At 56.8% G+C, this 16,124-nt stretch carries 10 protein-coding genes; 7 read left to right on the top strand and 3 right to left on the bottom strand.

Annotated features, from left to right (window positions below; genetic code table 11):
• Positions 1-127: 127 nt before the first annotated feature.
• The 7 genes from MWC30_RS22640 to MWC30_RS02565 all read left to right on the top strand — a co-directional run bounded on the left by MWC30_RS22640 (position 128) and on the right by MWC30_RS02565 (position 9,947).
• Positions 128-1,687 carry a sigma 54-interacting transcriptional regulator gene (locus MWC30_RS22640; protein ID WP_269467774.1) on the top strand — a complete coding sequence of 520 codons (1,560 nt, stop codon included), beginning with the start codon at positions 128-130 and terminating at the stop codon, positions 1,685-1,687.
• A 113-nt stretch (positions 1,688-1,800) separates the two neighbouring features.
• Positions 1,801-3,459 carry an NAD+ synthase gene (locus MWC30_RS02590; protein ID WP_244082594.1) on the top strand — a complete coding sequence of 553 codons (1,659 nt, stop codon included), beginning with the start codon at positions 1,801-1,803 and terminating at the stop codon, positions 3,457-3,459.
• 39 nt (positions 3,460-3,498) lie between these two features.
• The gene (locus MWC30_RS02585; protein ID WP_244082593.1) at positions 3,499-3,837 is read left to right on the top strand and encodes a P-II family nitrogen regulator; all 339 of its coding nucleotides are present in this window, start codon (positions 3,499-3,501) and stop codon (positions 3,835-3,837) included.
• A 30-nt stretch (positions 3,838-3,867) separates the two neighbouring features.
• Entirely contained in the window at positions 3,868-6,468 is a 2,601-nt protein-coding gene (gene glnD / locus MWC30_RS02580) for a [protein-PII] uridylyltransferase (RefSeq protein ID WP_244082592.1), read from the top strand.
• A gap of 444 nt (positions 6,469-6,912) precedes the next feature.
• On the top strand, positions 6,913-8,325 hold the full coding sequence (gene glnA, locus MWC30_RS02575; protein WP_244082591.1) for a type I glutamate--ammonia ligase: 1,413 nt from the start codon (positions 6,913-6,915) through the stop codon (positions 8,323-8,325).
• 368 nt (positions 8,326-8,693) lie between these two features.
• Positions 8,694-9,449, top strand: a complete 756-nt coding sequence (locus MWC30_RS02570) for a DUF6125 family protein (protein WP_244082590.1) — start codon at positions 8,694-8,696, stop codon at positions 9,447-9,449.
• Positions 9,450-9,623: 174 nt separating this feature from the next.
• Positions 9,624-9,947 carry a cupin domain-containing protein gene (locus MWC30_RS02565; RefSeq protein WP_244082589.1) on the top strand — a complete coding sequence of 108 codons (324 nt, stop codon included), beginning with the start codon at positions 9,624-9,626 and terminating at the stop codon, positions 9,945-9,947.
• 6 nt (positions 9,948-9,953) lie between these two features.
• Here the strand turns inward: MWC30_RS02565 and MWC30_RS02560 are convergent, their stop codons facing one another.
• The 3 genes from MWC30_RS02560 to MWC30_RS02550 form a co-directional block, all read right to left on the bottom strand.
• A complete protein-coding gene (locus MWC30_RS02560; protein WP_244082588.1) occupies positions 9,954-10,805 on the bottom strand; it encodes a ChaN family lipoprotein in 852 nt (283 codons plus the stop codon).
• Positions 10,802-12,964, bottom strand: a complete 2,163-nt coding sequence (locus MWC30_RS02555; RefSeq protein WP_244082587.1) for a M1 family metallopeptidase — start codon at positions 12,962-12,964, stop codon at positions 10,802-10,804. Before MWC30_RS02555 ends, MWC30_RS02560 begins: the two co-directional genes overlap by 4 nt.
• Positions 12,965-13,030: 66 nt before the next feature.
• Complete coding sequence (locus MWC30_RS02550) at positions 13,031-16,120, bottom strand: DNA polymerase III subunit alpha (RefSeq protein WP_244082586.1); 3,090 nt, start codon at positions 16,118-16,120, stop codon at positions 13,031-13,033.
• Positions 16,121-16,124 lie beyond the last annotated feature (4 nt).

Here is a 16,124-nt window from a genome sequence, read left to right as displayed (position 1 = left end):
CACTGGAGATGAGCTCGGCATGAGGGGTGCGTTTGTGAAACCGGGAAGTAATTAGTGACATTTTTGTTATTATGCTGTATGTAGGGGATCACTAAAACCACGGAGAGGACGGGGCATATATTCAGTCATGACGGAAAATTACAGCTATCTGGAATTGCGGGCTTTGCATGAAATCGCCAGGGTGCTTGCCGCCTCTGGAGACCTCAAGGAGCAGCTCCAGCAGACTTTGGGAATTCTCAGCACCTGGCTCGGCATGGAACGTGGGATGGTTTCCATCCTGGATCTGCAGACAGGAGAAGCCTGGCTGGACGTTGCCCGGGGCGTGGATGTGGGGACGGGGGAGATTTCTTATCAACCCGGTGAAGGGATCACCGGCAAGGTGGCTCAGACAGGGCGTCCTATGGCCATAGCCAATCTCGGCAAGGAGACGCTTTTTCTCGATCGAACGGGGGCGCGCAAATCCTTGAACCGGGCGGAGCTTTCCTTTCTGTGTGTTCCCATTTTTTACCAGGGTAAGGTGGTGGGGGTCCTTTCTGCCGACAAGCTGGCCCAGCAGGTGGAAAGCCTGGAAAAGGAAGTGCAGATACTCAGTGCCGTCGCGGAGCTTCTCGGCAAGGTGGTGCATTTTCGGGTCGTGGAAGAGGAAAACCATCGCCTGCGACGCATGCTGGCAGAGGCCAAACGGCCGACCACTCATATCATCGGCAGGTCCAAGGTCATTCAGGAGGTGCTGCGTCTCATCGATCAGGTGGCGGATACGAATACGACGGTGCTGATCAATGGGGAGACAGGCACCGGTAAAGAACTGGTGGCCAAGGCGATCCATGAAAACAGTCGGCGCCGCAAGGGCCCTATGATCCAGGTCAACTGTGCCGCCATGCCCGATTCCCTGCTGGAGAGCGAGCTCTTCGGCCATGAGAAGGGTGCCTTCACGGGTGCGGTGACTCGGAGGCGGGGACGTTTTGAAGAGGCTCAGGCCGGCACCATCTTCCTGGATGAAGTCGGCGAGCTGTCCCCCATCGCTCAGGCGAAGCTGCTGCGCGTGCTGCAGGAGCGGGAATTTCAGCCCTTGGGGTCTTCACGCACGGTACACGTGGATGTGCGCGTCGTTACGGCTACCAACAAGGACCTGGAACAGGAAGTGGCCCTGGGGAACTTTCGATCCGATCTTTTCTACCGGCTCAATGTCTTTCCTATTTTTCTGCCGCCTTTGCGGGACAGGGGACCCGATATTCTGCTCCTGGCGGATTATTTCGTCCAGAAGTATGCACAGGAATTCGAAAAGGACGTGAAACGCATCTCCACGGGGGCCATCGACATGCTCATGTCCTATCACTGGCCGGGAAACGTCCGTGAATTGGAAAATTGCATTGAACGGGCCGTGCTCCTGACGGCGGGGGAGGCCATCGATTCCTGGCATTTGCCGCCCACGCTCCAGATGAAGCCCACCGGAGCCCAGAATGTCAGCCGCGGCAAGCTGGAAGCCCTGGTCAGTGCTTTTGAACGGGACCTCATCACGGACGCCCTCAAGGACGTTCACGGCAACCAGTCTCAAGCCGCGCGCCTTTTGGGCACCACCAAGCGGATCATTCAGTACAAGGTGGAAAAGTACGGCGTCGATCCCAAAAGGTTTCGAACCAAGATTCCTGTCTCCCAGGCGCGATTGCAAGCCAGCCAGTCCTCATGAGGAGGCCGGAGGACTTTTCGCTTCTGCATGCGGCCGGTCTTTGCATTGCCGGCCCATCTCTCCTACGGTGAATATGCCGCCTTCCCACAACGGAACGATGAGGAAGCCCAACAATGCGCATCGCATTAGCTCAGATGAATCCATTCATTGGAGATTTCTCAGGAAATACCAGGAAGATCTGCCAGTTTATTGAACAGGCACGCAGTCGGGAATGTGATTTGGTGGTGTTCCCTGAGCTCGCCCTCACTGGATATCCTCCTCGGGACCTGCTCGACAAGTCGAGCTTTGTGGCGGCCAGCAAGCCCTATTGGTCGAAAATTCAGGCAGCCAGTCAGGGAATCGGAGTCATTTGCGGGGTAGTTTCCGACAACGAAGACGGCACGGGAAAGCCCTATCACAATTCCGCTTTTTTCTTTTCGGACGGAGCGCTGCTGGCCCGCGTCCATAAACAGCTGCTGCCTTCCTATGACGTTTTCGACGAGGAGCGCTATTTTGAGCCCGGAAAGCGGTCGGTCTGGGTGGACTACAAGGGCGAGCGTCTCGGGATAACCATTTGCGAGGACGTGTGGAATCTAAAAGATTATCTTCCACGGCCATTGTACCATTGCGACCCTCTTTGTGAGCTGCAGGATGCCTCGGTGGGAATCCTCATCAATATTTCGGCGTCGCCTTATCACCTGGGAAAGGTGGCGTGGGTTGCCGAACTGCTCAAGACGCGCGCCACCCGGTCCGGCATGCAGGTGGTGTACGTCAACCAGGTGGGGGGCAACGACCAGCTCGTCTTCCACGGCCACAGCATGGTGTGGGATGCTGAAGGGAAGCTGGTGACGTGCGGTTATGATTTCAAAGAGGATCTCCTGGTCTACGATACGGCAGCGCACCGGGGCGACTTGCATGAATCCAGCCTGGACAGGGAGAGCGAGGTGCTCGGTGCCCTGGAACTGGGGCTTCGCGATTACGCAGCCAAGTGCGGTTTCAAGAAGGCGGTAGTGGGTTTGAGTGGAGGGGTGGATTCGGCGTTGACTGCGTGCCTGGCTGTCCTGGCTTTGGGGGCGGAGAATGTCATGGGCGTGGGCATGCCCGGACCCTACAACGCTCCCGAAAGTCTCGAGGATGCTCGAGAGCTTGCGGACCGCCTGGGCATCGTCTTCCACGAAGTATCCATCGCAAGCCTTTTCGAGACGGCGCTCAAGTCCCTCGCGCCGGTTTTTGAAGGATATGCTCCGGATGTGACGGAAGAGAATCTTCAGGCACGCATACGGGGGATGGTCTTGATGGCTATTTCAAACAAGTTCAACCGCTTGCTCCTCAGCACAGGCAACAAGTCTGAAATGGCTGTGGGATATTGTACCCTCTATGGAGACATGAACGGCGGGCTGGCACTCTTGGGGGATATTCCCAAGACCCTGGTGTATCAACTGGCTTATAAATTGAATGCACTTCATGACTGGATTCCGGAAAGGACCCTGTGGCGGGCGCCATCGGCGGAGCTTCGCCCCAATCAGAAGGACCAGGACAGTCTGCCGCCTTACGACGTGCTGGACAACATCCTGGCCGCTTATATCGAAGAGCGCCTGCCTGCCGGAGAAATCGTCGCCAGAGGTTGGGACGAGGATCTGGTGCGCTGGGTGATCAGCCGCGTGGACAGCAACGAATACAAACGCTGGCAGGCTCCGCCCATCATTCGAGTCACCACCAAAGCTTTTGGGAGCGGGCGGCGCAATCCCATTGCCCACGGTTACCGCGAAGGGAAGATACCCGCCGCAGACTGAGTTTCCTTCAGGATCTTAGCAATCGCAAAGGAAAATTCCATGAAAAAAATTGAAGCCATCATCAAGCCTTTCAAGTTGGACGATGTGAAAGAAAAGCTCACCGCCCTGGGAGTTAAAGGGATGACTGTTCTGGAAGTGCGGGGATTTGGACGCCAGAAGGGCCACACTGAAATCTATCGCGGCGCTGAATACGTCGTCGATTTCCTGCCGAAGATCAAAATTGAGATCGCCGTGGCGGACAATCAGGTGGCCGAAGTCGTCGAAGCGGTGCGTTCCGCCGCCAACACGGGAAAGATAGGGGACGGGAAGATTTTCATCATTCCTCTGGATGAGTGCATTCGCATCCGCACGGGCGAAGTGGGTGAAGAGGCCCTGTAACGATTTTTATCGGCTTTCCGAAAGGATTCCATGGTCCAGCAACGGTTTCAACTCTTGCCCCAGCGCTTGAAAGAGCTCCGTGGCGCTTTCGTCCAGACGTGTCGGAACGATGTGCCCGGTCTCCTGGCAGCCCGAACCTATGCCCAGCATTTTACCGACCTCCTGACCCGGGCCTTCGAGGGTGAGTCTCTTTCCGACGAAAGATGGGCTTTGGTGGCCGTGGGAGGATTCGGCAGGGGAGAGCTCAGCTTCGCGTCGGATCTCGACTTGCTTTTCCTCTACCGGAAGCGGCTTCCCCAAGTCCTCCAGGATGTCGTTCGCGAGCTGGTCTATGGACTTTGGGACAGCGGTTTCGAGGTGGGGCATGTGACCGCCTCCGTATCGGCCGTCAAGCGCCTGGTGAATGAGGATTTTACCATTCTCACCAATCATCTGGAGGCGCGCCTCATTGCCGGCGACCCTCAGTTGTTCGCAAGCTGGCGCGAATCCTATCTCAAGAGTTTCGGCACCCAAAGCCGCCGACGATTTTTCCAGGAGTTGCTGCGCTTTCGTGAAGGACGGCTGGCCCACTATGGCGAAAGCTCCTACCTTTTGGAACCCCATGTGAAGGAGGGAGTGGGTGGGTTGCGGGATATTCACCTCCTGCGCTGGGCAGGCGTGGTATACCTGCAGGACCCCTCTTTCGACGCAATGATTCAGCGGGAATGGCTCACAGCGCAGGAAAAACTCTGGATGGAGCAGGCCTGCGATTTCCTTTGGCGTGTGAGGCTGCAGCTCCACCAATTGACAGGAAGGAGGCAGGACCAGCTTCTTTTCCCCGAGCAGGAACAGATTGCCGTCCGGATGGGATTCATGGATGGGAATCAATGGTCTGCGGTGGAAGCCTTCATGCGGCTCTATTACAGACACACCGCCCGCATTCGGCGGACCACCTCGTTTTTCTTGGAGCGCCTGGAGGAGGCTCATCGCCGATTCTCAAGTCTCAAGCTGCGCAAGCGCGTATTGCCGGGGCCTTTTTTGCTGGAAGGGCGTCAGCTTCATTTCATGGAACCCGAATGGATTAAGGAAAATCCCCGGCTTCTCATGCAGTTTTTCTGGCAGGTGGTGCAGTCGGATGCCCATTTTCACCACCAGGCCGGCCAGGTGATACGAGAGAATCTTGGAGTATTCAACGACGCTGCCAGATGTGCCCCGGAAACGGTCAAGCAGTTTTTTGATATTCTCCTGGACCCTCGGCATGCCTTCCCGGTCTTGAAAGTCATGCTCGAAACGGGGTTCCTGGATGTCTTCCTGCCCGAATTTGCGCCAGTGCGTTATCGTGTGCAGCATGACGTCTATCACCTTTACACGGTGGACGAGCATCTCCTGCGCACGGTCCGCCAACTGCACCGAATGGAGCATGATGAGGACGAGTCGTTGGCTGGGCTGAGGCTCAAGGAGGTTTACGGGCAGATCCGCCATCGTCGCATCCTCTACCTCGCAGCTCTGCTTCATGATATCGGCAAAGGGATGGGCAAAAATCATGCGGAGCGCGGAGCCGTCATGGCTCGGGATATCGCCGTCCGCATGCATCTGTCGGGAGAGGAAAGCGATCTGCTGGTTTTTCTCATCAAAAACCACTTGATTCTGGCAGAGACCGCCCTGAAGCGTGACCTCATGGATGAAAAGCCCATCCTGAGCTGCGCCATCGAAGTCAAGGACAGGGAGCGGTTGCATCTGCTTTATCTCCTCACCATTGCGGATTCGCGCTCCACGGGGCCCGGTGCCTGGAATACCTGGAAGGCTTCCCTCCTGCGGGAGCTGTGGGCCAAAGTGGATCGTCTGCTGCTTCGAGGCGACTGGCGAGGTGAGGATCTTCAAGAAAAATCCGTTGCCGTCCAGAGAAAGGTCCTTGAACTTTTGGGCTCGAACCCCGGCAGGGAACGAGTCGCCGGATGGCTGGAGAAGCTTTCTTTCCGTTATATCCTTTCACAGCCCGCCGATGCCATTTTGAAGCACTACCACATGGAGCGGGAACTGGATCGTGGGCCCCTGGCCACCGCCGCGCGGCAGGCGGAAGGCACCATGTGGGAATTCACTGTAGCGACTCGGGACCGTCCCGGCCTGTTTTCCATGATCACCGGGGTCCTATGGGCTCGCGGCCTGAATATCCTGTCGGCCGACATTTTCACTCGGGAGTCGGGCATCGCTCTGGATATCCTGATTGTGGAACGTTTGCCGGATCCACTCCATGCCGATGTCCTGTGGGATCGTGTGAAGGGGGATCTCGGGAAGGTTCTGCAAAATCCCTCTTACCTGGATGAACTGCTGGCCGGCAAACGCAAGCCCTCCCTCCTGCAGAACAAGTGCCTCCCTCGCAAGAGCGACCGGGTGCTCATCGACGAGGAGGCCTCGGACTTCTACACCATCATCGAGGTGTATACGTGGGATCGCCCCGGCGTCCTGCACGCCATCACCCATACGCTCTACCAACTCGAAGTTTCCATCCAGCTGGCGAAGATATCCACTCCCGGAGCCCAGGTGACGGACGTCTTCTATGTGACGGATCTCAGCGGGAACAAACTGAACGATTACGATCTGCATGAAAAGATACGAGAGCGCCTCCTGGCGTGCTTGGCCGTTGCCTGCTGAGGCCCAAGGCCATGACCCTTCCCAGCCTCTTTACGGCTGTTTCTTGCATGGCATCGGAACCTTCGTCCAAAGCTCCCCATGGGACGGTTTTCACCATTGGACCGCCGGGGCGGTATTGAAATGTTACAAATACGTATACATGGCTTTTCGTTCCCTCACTCCATATAACTCATTGTCAATTCAATATTTTTTATCTTTCGTTTTGTGCATGAAAACCATTTGTGCGTCTTCTGGTCGCTGTTAAGGTACATTTTTGTCCTTCCGGGGAGCTGCTGCGGGGCGCTTTTGCCAGAGATTCAGCGCCGAACACTCGGCTGCAGCATGAAAAATCCCTCTGCATCCGCTCTAAATGGGGATGAATAAACTTTGGCAAGGGAATTGCTTAGGTTGATTTCGACTTTTTGAGAGCCATTCAACCAAACGAACCCACCAGGAGGCAATATTATGACCCCGAAAGAAGTACTGGCTTTTGCGAAGGAACAAGGCGCCAAGATGGTCGATTTCAAGTTCATGGATTTTCTTGGAACCTGGCAGCATTTCACCAACCCCATTGAGGAGCTCGGCGAATCCGATTTCGAGAACGGGTACGGCTTCGACGGATCCAGCATCCGTGGGTGGCAGCCCATCAATGCCAGCGATATGCTGGTGATCCCCGATCCCACGACAGCCATGATGGATCCCTTCATGGCCGTTCCGACGCTCTCCCTGATTTGTGACGTTTCGGATCCCGTCACGAAGGAGCGGTACACCCGCGACCCGAGGCATATCGCTCAAAAGGCGGAAGAATACCTGAAGTTCACGGGCATCGGCGACATGGCCTGGTTTGGTCCCGAAGCGGAATTCTTCATCTTCGACGATATCCGCTACGATGGGGCGTGCCAGTACAGCTATTACTACATCGACTCCGTGGAGGGCACCTGGAACACCGGTCGCATGGAAAATCCCAACCTGGGCTACAAACCGCGCCACAAGGAAGGCTACTTCCCGGTGCCTCCCGTGGATACCCAGCAGGACCTCCGTACCGAAATGGTCATGATGATGCAAAAAGTCGGACTGACCGTGGAATGTCAGCATCACGAAGTTGCCACGGCGGGGCAGGCCGAAATCGACATGAAGGCAGCCACGCTGGTGAAAATGGCTGACAATCTGCAATGGTACAAATATGTGGTGAAGAATGTCGCGCGTCGCAACAACAAGACGGTGACTTTCATGCCGAAGCCCCTCTTTGGCGATAACGGCTCCGGAATGCACATCCACATCAGCATTTGGAAGGGAGGCACGCCGCTGTTCGCCGGGGACAAATATGCGGGCCTGAGCGATATGGCTCTCTATGCTGCAGGGGGTATCCTCAAACATGCGGCTTCCATCTGCGCCATCACCAACCCGACCACCAACAGTTACAAGCGTCTTGTTCCCGGCTATGAGGCTCCCGTGAACCTGGCCTACTCCAGCCGGAACCGCAGCGCTTCTCTGCGCATCCCCATGTATTCGGCCTCTCCCAAGCTGAAGCGCATCGAGGTCCGGTTCCCCGATCCTTCCTGCAACGGGTACCTGGCTTTCAGCGCCCTGTTGATGGCCGCCCTGGACGGGATCCAGAACAGGATCGATCCCGGCCAGCCTTTGGATCGGGACATCTATTCCATGACCCCGGAAGAGCTCGCCAATGTGCCGTCGACGCCCGGTTCACTGGACGCCGCTTTGGAAGCGCTCGAAAAGGATCACGAGTACCTGCTCAAGGGCGATGTGTTCACCGAGGATGTCATCAAGAAATGGATAGAATACAAGCGTGAAAATGAAGTGGACCCGATGCGCATGCGTCCCCATCCCCACGAATTCAAACTCTACTATGACATCTAATCCGCAGGGCAGTCTGACGTAACACTCTATCCATTGCATGTCCCGAAGAGCCTCTCCGGTATGGAAGGATTAACGTCCATACCGGCGGGGTCTTTCCATCTGCCGGACTCTTCTCACTCTCTCATCCTTTTGGCATGTGCCGAAGCCATCCACATGAGCTCGATGCCGGAGGTATATCACGTGCCGGCCTTCCTCCGACGAACCGCCATTTTCCTTGATTTTTCCCAGGACACTCTATTATGGTTGGGCCGTTTCAGGGGTGAGACTTGCTTATTCGCTTCAAGGTCTCCACATTCATCCGCGGGTATTGAGAGATTCGCGCGTTCGTTCTCAACTTAAACATCCCGATTCAAACACGAGGAGAAGACATGTCCGATCAGTTCCTGCCGAAAACGTTTGATGATCTGTCTCAAGCTGAGTTGGTTCAGTGGGTCATGGAGGGATTCCGCCGCACCATGGTGCATTATGGCTGCTGGTTCAGGGAAGTGGAATATCAACTGGGAATGAAGCGGGCGGTGGACATCGAAACATCCGCAGGGGATCAATCCTGGAACATTATGATTACCCGACTGGGCAAGCTGCTCGGTATCGAATTGGAAAATGGAGTCCCAAAGGCACTCAACCAAATGGGAAAAGAGGACCTTCTTAAACTCCTGGACGGCATCTGCGTCAATTGGCTGGCCAATGACGGCGTATGGTTTCAGGCCGTGGAAAAGCGCTTCGGGATGGACACCGCCAAACGCTGCAACGACACCTGCTGGTCCAGATTTTCACCCTATGAAGCCCTCAGGATCAAAGAGCTCCTCCACATCCCGGAGCTGGGAGGACTCGAAGGACTGAAAACCGCCCTCGCTTTCCGCATGTACGCCCGCATCAACAAACAATGCATCGAAGATGTGGATGAGACGAGCTTCATCTTCCGCATGGAGGAATGCCGGGTCCAGGTGGCGCGCAAAAGAAAGGGCCTCCAGGATTACCCCTGCAAATCGGGGGGGATGGTGGAATATCCCTTCTTCGCCACCTTCATCGATCCCCGCATCGAGACGGAATGCGTCGCATGTCCTCCCGACGCGCATCCCGACGAATGGTATTGCTCCTGGAAATTCACCCTGAAGCAAAAGTAAGTCGATCGCTTCGGTTGACCTCGTTCTGGAATAGAACTTGACGAGGCTTCTTTCCACACGTTCGGGTTAGGGGTATGTTCTTGCCCCTTTACCCGAACAGAGGTCTCAAAGGAGTCCGCTCACACCTGGACCTGCACCTGGATTGTGCCGTCGTGCCGGTCAACGGATTCGTCCATGCATCGAGACAACATAGCCTCAAAGATCCCGGCATCCCTGCCCCGGGAACTGCTGGAAGAGCTGGTTTGCACCGGGGGAACAAGGATCGAGCGCATTATCTCCAAGGGGCATACGACGCCCGAAGGAACCTGGTACGATCAGGATACCAGCGAATGGGTCATGGTGGTGCAGGGAAGCGCCCGGCTGCGTTTTGAAGAAGATGACGTTCTGCTCTCCATGCAAGCAGGAGATTGGATCACGATCCCCGCCCATGTAAAGCACAGGGTCGAATGGACGGACCCCGACCGGGAAACCATCTGGCTCGCCGTGCACTACCCATGAGGTGCTCTATACTCCCAGGAGCAGAAAGTCACAATCCTCCAGTGAGACGGTTTCTTTGTCATAGGTCCCAGGAACTTCAGGCAGAATGACTATGAATTGCCGATGGGGGCTGAGCTCCCTCACCTGCCGGGGGACGCCCTGCTTCCAGGCATGGACGGCTCCCGTCAGGACGACGAGCGTCTGATCCTTGTGCACCTCCAGGTACCGCATCGCATGGAGCGCCATGGAGGTATCCCACACCAGCTGGGCTTCACAGAATTGAGTGAAGTCCGATTCGCTCATGGCATGGCCGTGGGCCTGCCGCATGAGCTCCATGTAAGCTGAATTCACGTTGCAGGTGATGGGGGGGAGCATCCCGATCTGCTCGCGGGTGAGAGAAGCGAACCCTTTTCTCGCCACCTGGGCAGTGATTTCCCTGGGTACATTCAAACCCACCAGGGGAATTTTCCGGTCACGGCAGTACAGGAAGATGTCCCTGTAGAGGCGCCAGCTCTCACCCCAGTTGGCTTGAAAATGATTTACGAATTCGGCTTCTTCCATGGCTCCCTGGATCCAGCGGTCTAAAATGGCCTGATCCCGGGCGGTAAACATTTCCAGCCCCACGGCGAGGGGCTTTCCGGCATCATGGAGCGCCTGGATGATCTGGAGCTGTCCGTCATGGTGGGACGGACGGTCGTGGAGCTCCCCCACAAACACCATGGAGGCCTCGCCAAAGCTTTTGGCTGCCGACGCGAGAGACACTTCCCTCCGTCCTTGAACTTCCCAAAGCCTGAGAGGCTCAGCACCGCAGCCTGTTCCCGACAAGACCGCCAAAAGGGTCATCAGAAGCAACATTTTTCCACAGCGCGTGGGACTCATTGCGACTCCTTGAGCTCAAACCTGAGGGGTGAACGGGATGCCGACCATGTTCCCTTCTGTTGGTTCATCCCATTGGAGAAGCTGAGGTAGCTGTATTTTCCATAATGCGTGATCTTTAAAGCAGCCTTCTTCAAGGATTCTGTTTCAGTTCTTGAAGGGGAGTAAAAGAGGGCCGTGAGTCTTCCTTCCCTTTCGGCATCCTTGTAGACCAGAAAAAGTGAATCCGCCTCCCTGCTGGAGAAAGATTCCTGGAGGGAAAAAGAGGACGGTTCAAGCACCAAACCGGCAGGATGGCGAGCCAGCAATGCCCGCAGCGTTTCGGACCTGGGATATCCCAGGAACAACAGATCCTGCGCATGGGCTTTCGGTAAATCCACGTCTTTTTCATGGAGCAGCGGTGCTTCGGCCTGGTTCAGGCCAGCCAGCAGATCTTGAAATGTCCCTTTCAAACCGTCCGGTGTGTCATCGCTCATGACGGCTGTGAGACGCCTCGATCCTTTGAGGCTGTTGACGGTGGCGGGGATTTCTTCGGGATAGAGGAGCCGAAACACCTGGAGATCGGGGTCGACCGTCACGCTCCGTGGCTCCTGCGCGGTCTGGAACAGGAACGGTGAAGCGGGAGCTTCCACCGGCAATAGCTTCTCCTGGTTCGTCCCTTCGGTGTGCAGCTGCACAGGGACGTACAGACGGTAGAGGGGTGGCTTCTGTGCCAGGAACCCTCGGACGTTCCAGTGGGGATTGCCCTTTTCCACCTGGACATTCTCCAACTGGAGAAGGGGCGCTCCCTTTCTGGCCAGCCACTGATCGAAAAACTGCCGGGCTTCCCTGGCGTCCCAGTTTCCCTCCTGGGTGAAAACATCCCGGAAATCCCGCCAGGATGTCTTCAGAAAAAGGCGTTCCTTAAAAATACGGCGCAGGCTGTTCCAAAAGGGTTCATCGCCGATCTTCTGTCGTACCATGTGGAACACAAAGGCTGCCTTGCCATATCCCACAGCCCGCGACGCCGGGCTTTCCCGGCTCATGAACCGGTTGAGGGGCAGGTCCTCTCCCGAGCTCACCAGTGTGGCATAGTCCTGGAGGATTTGCTTCCGATATTCTTTCCCTTCGGCAGGGGAAGACATTTCTTTGGAGAGGTAATCCGAAACATAGGTTGTCAGTCCTTCGCACCAGTTTCCGGAATCATAATCGACGAAAACGCCGTTTCCCCACCAGGAATGAGCGACTTCATGCTTGAGGCTCGTTTCCGGGATGAAGGGGAGGCGCAGAACCGTGCTTCCCAGCAGAGTGTACGAGGGAAAACCGTATCCTGTGGGGAAGAAATTTTCCACGACGGCAAACTTGGGAAAAGGGTAGGGGCCGTGCAATTTCTCGTAAAACTCTATATGCCGCGAGGCCGCGTTCAAATAGGTATCCGAAAGATCGTCCGATTCCGGGAAAAAATAGGTTGAAATCGTTGTTTTCCCAACCGTTCGTGAACGGATGACGTAAGGCCCCGCTGACAGGGCCAGTCCCTCGATGGGCTGGAGGACCTCCCACCGGGACAGGGTATTGCCTCCCACATCGTCGTGGCCCACGAGATTTCCGGCCGTCACGGCACGAATACCTTTGGGTGCGGTGACCTTGACATGGAAACGGGCATTTTCCCCCGGGATTTGTGGGTACCATCCACAGCCGGCCAGCAGGAAGGTTCCTTGGGTCGTGACCGTCCCCGTGACGCCAAACCCCGGGTTGTCGAAATTGGCGGGAGCATTGGGAATCGGGTCGGCGAAGGCAGCTTCAAAGGAAATTTTGAGGGAATGGATCTGTTCTTCGGGAAGAGGGTCAAGAGATATGCGCAATTCCCCCTCCTGGAATACATGCCGGATGGGTGCTCCGTTGGATTGAACCGACACACTTTCAGCACGGGGCGCCAGGAAGAACGCGATGCTTTCTTCTCCTGCATGGGTACGGAAGGTCACCGTGTCTTGAACGCGGATCCTTTGATTTTGAGGCTGGAGCTCCACCTCGAGAAGATGCTGCAGCTGCCTGCTATTCGCTTGGGCCTTTGCTTCCGCTCCTGAACCCATGAGCAGGATCAGGACGAAGGCGCATGCCCATGCCCAACAGGCAAATTTGTATTCAGTCTGCGCTAGGCTCGTTTTTTCCGTGGGAATTCTCAATGCGAGGATCCTCTTTTGCTTCTTTCATTCTCGTTATGAGCGTCATTCCGGGTACGGCAGCGTTTTTCAGCGTCCTCTGATTTTGACAAAACCGGCAGGCGTGGGCGGTGCAAGGTTTTGAATGCCCTCATCAACCCCGCTTTGGCCGTTTTGGTTTGAAATCTTCTTCATCTGCAGCACATTGAGGCTTTCGGCTCCGAATTCGCTTTCCACCCGGCCGTAAAGAAGATAAGCACGGTTCATATCCACGTCCTGGCAGAAGCGTTGGAACGCCCTGGGAAAGAAAACGGTCTCGTAGATGGCGGTCGTATCTTCAAACGAGATGAATTCCATGGATTCCCCTTCCCTGGTCAGGACTTCCTTGCGGGTGACGGGCCACCCCAGCACCCAGACCTTTCGGCCCACGCACTGGGAGAGGCGGGAAGCCGCAATGATGGAAGAGGGGAGAGGAGGCAGGAACGGCTCCCAGAGCTTGAGGGGATGTGCGGAGAGGGAAAATCCCAGGGCTTCGGCTTCCTGGCGCCAGTGCTGGCGCGGTGTCAACGGCGGCAGGAGAGGAGGAGAAATTCCCCGTCGAGAGCGATGAAAAAGGCTTTTTTGCGTTGGAATTCTTTTCTCCCTTTTTGTGGAGGGATGGTTGAGGGCCGCTGCAACGCTCCAGAGGATCTGCGGCCGGTTCAGTCCGTCCGCCAGGGAATCCAGGGCGCCGCTCTTCACGAGGACTGCGCCGTCCCCGGGAGACAGGTCCACGCGCTCCAGGAAGTCTTCCAGGGAAGTGAAAGCCCCCCGCGTTTTCCGCTCTTTCAAAAGGTTCTCCAGGGTCTCTTTGCGAATATTCTGGATCTGCTGCAGCCCCAGGCGAACCGTTTGATCTTTTCCCGTATAATTCCAGTCGCTCTCATTGACGTCGGGGCCGAGGACCCGCAGCCCCATGCGCTGTGCTTCGGAAATGTAGGCGCGGGCCGTGTAGTACCCGCCTCCATTGCTGAGGACGGCGGCCATGAATTCCGCGGGGTGGTGCGCCTTCAGGTAGGCCGATTTGAAGCTCACCAGGGCGTAAGAGGCAGAGTGAGGCTTGCAGAAGGAGTAGCCGGCAAATGAGAGGAACATTTCCCACACCCGGTCCGTTACCTCACGGGAAACACCGCGCCCGGCGCATCCGTCATAGAAGCTCCGGCGGTATTGAGATAGCTTCTCGCTGCTTTTTTTGCTGATGACTTTTCGCAGTCCATCCGCTTCGGCCCAATCGAAGCCCGCCAGAACCATCGAGACTCGGACGACATCCTCCTGGTACACCAGGATGCCGTAGGTTTCCGCCAGGAGCTTCCCGAGGCTGGGATGAAGGGGCTCGTAAGGAGCGCCGTGGAGTCGCCGAACATATTCCTGGATGTAACGATTGGCTGCCGGCCGGATGATGGAGGAGTGGATCACCAGGTGCTCGAAATCCCCCCGCTGTGTTTTCTTCTGCAGCTGACGCATGGCCGGGGATTCCACATAAAAGACCCCCATGCTGTCGCCTCTCCGGAGAAGATCCACCGTGGCCGGATCGTCCAGGGGATTCAACGACGCATAGTCGATGCGCATTCCCGTATTTTGACCGACAGCCGCCAGGGTGTCCCGGATGACGGCCAGGGAGCGGTTGCCCAGCAGGTCGATTTTGACCAGGCCTGCCTGTTCGGCCTGTTCCTTTTCCCACTGGATGATCCAGGCCCCCTTGGCGCTCCGCTGCACGGGGACGTAGCGGGAGACATGGTCCGGTGTCAGGATGATCCCCCCGCAATGTACCGAGAGATGTCGGGGAAGGGCTTCCAGGCGCTCAGCCCATCGCATGATATCGGGCCAGGGGGGATCCAGGGGAAATCCCTGGAACCTGGGATGAGTTTCCACGCGGTGCCGGATGCGTCCGGGATGTGCTCCGAAGCTCATCCGCCGGGTCACTTCCTTGATATCGGCCGCCGGTATCCCGTAAACCTTGGCCACTTCCCGTATGGCCGCCCGCCCTCCGAACCCCACATGATTGGACACCATGGCCTGGCGGTCATGGCCGTAGCTGTTGCGCACCTCCTCCAGGAGCCCGTCCCGCTCATCCCAGGGGAAATCCACATCGATGTCCGGAGGGTCCTGGCGGTGGGGATTCAGGAACCGGCCGAAAAGGAGGTTGTGTCGAATGGGATCCACGTGCGTGATTCCCAGAAGATAGCTTACGAGGCTGGCGGCGGCGCTTCCCCGTCCGCAGTGGATGGGGCGACGGTGCACCAGATCGTTCACCACCAGGAAGTAGTCCACAAACCCTTTGACGCGAATCAGCTCCAGCTCTTCCTCCAGTCGCTTTTCCACGGCTGCGCTGGTCTGGTCATATCGCCAGGCAATCCCCTCGCGGCACTTTTGCTGTAAAAGGGTGAAATGATCTTCCCGGCGATCTTCATAGTGAGGGAAGACCGTGCGGAAATGGTCCCATGTCGCGTGACACTGCCGGGCAAGCTTCACGGTGTTGTTCACGGCTTCGGAACCGTGGGGAAATTGCCCAGCCATGAGAGGAGCGGGCTTTAGCCAGCGATCGGACGGGACGACTTCTTGCGGAGGGAGGGTGCTCAAGGTTTCATTGCAATCGATGGCCCGCACCAGGCGGTGGAGGGCATGGTCTTCGGGATGCGCAAAATAAACGGCATTGGTGGCGACGGGCGGAAGCCCCAGCTCGTGAGCCATGTGCAAGGCCTTCCGGTCGGCAGGGCTGGGGATGATTTCCACCCGGCACGGCACACGGGAACGGAGAGCCTGGAGGGTTTCAGCGTGGGAGCTCAGCACGGTCAGATCTTCGGGGACCTCTGGGAAGTCGCGCAGCAGGGAAAAATCCCCCCGATTGCGGTCGGTGATCATTCGGCTGAGGCATTCATAACCGCGAAGGGTTCTGGCCAGTATGACGGCTGCTTCCGTTGGATTTTGCGTCTCGAGTGCCGCTCCCACGATGGGATGGATCCCGGCTTGGCGGGCTGCTTCCAGGAAATGGATCAACCCGTAAAACCCGTTGGTGTCCGTGAGGGCCAAAGTACGGAACCCCGCCTCGGCCGCAGTTTCACAGAGGACCTTCACGGAGCTCACGCCCCACATCATGGAATAGTGTGAATGGACGTGCAGATGTACAAAGGATTCTTCCATGGGC

It is taken from the genome of Desulforhabdus sp. TSK, assembly GCF_022836495.1.
In the GTDB taxonomy this organism is placed as follows: domain Bacteria; phylum Desulfobacterota; class Syntrophobacteria; order Syntrophobacterales; family Syntrophobacteraceae; genus Desulforhabdus.
This window is presented reverse-complemented; position numbering and strand designations above follow the sequence as displayed.